Below are 420 nucleotides of genomic sequence, written 5' to 3'. Positions count from 1 at the left end.
AAGAGAGAAAGATGAAGCCGAGTCGGAACGGACGAGGTTGAAATGTCGAACGAGTGAGAGCAGAACCAAGCTCGCTTGGGTTATGCCGAGCGGGGAGACATAAATCATCGGCACGATGATAACTCACAAGCTAGTCCTATAGCTCAGTTGGTTAGAGCGCTACACTGATAATGTAGAGGTCGGCAGTTCAACTCTGCCTGGGACTACCTCGAAAGGAAGGAAGCGAAAAAAAACTTCCTTAAAATTTTGCAGGAACAAAAGTAAATGCTTACCTTTGCAGCCGCAAAAAAAACGGGGGATTAGCTCAGCTGGCTAGAGCACCTGCTTTGCACGCAGGGGGTCAACGGTTCGAATCCGTTATTCTCCACGAAGTGAGAAATTGAGGATGGGCGAGCGCAAGCGAAGCCAGTCCTGACAAGT

General features: G+C 49.0%; 2 tRNA genes. Both read left to right on the top strand.

Annotation, left to right across the window (positions count from 1 at the left end):
* The first annotated feature begins 132 nt into the window (after positions 1 to 132).
* A tRNA-Ile gene (locus tag H6A28_RS14985) sits at positions 133 to 206 on the top strand.
* Between the two features lie 87 nt (positions 207 to 293).
* Positions 294 to 367 (top strand) — tRNA-Ala (locus H6A28_RS14980).
* The last annotated feature ends 53 nt before the right edge of the window (positions 368 to 420 follow it).

This window comes from Bacteroides mediterraneensis (genome assembly GCF_016900355.1).
In the GTDB taxonomy this organism is placed as follows: Bacteria; Bacteroidota; Bacteroidia; order Bacteroidales; family Bacteroidaceae; genus Phocaeicola.
The sequence above is the reverse complement of the archived record's forward strand: the minus strand, read 5'-3'. Positions and strand labels throughout refer to the sequence as shown.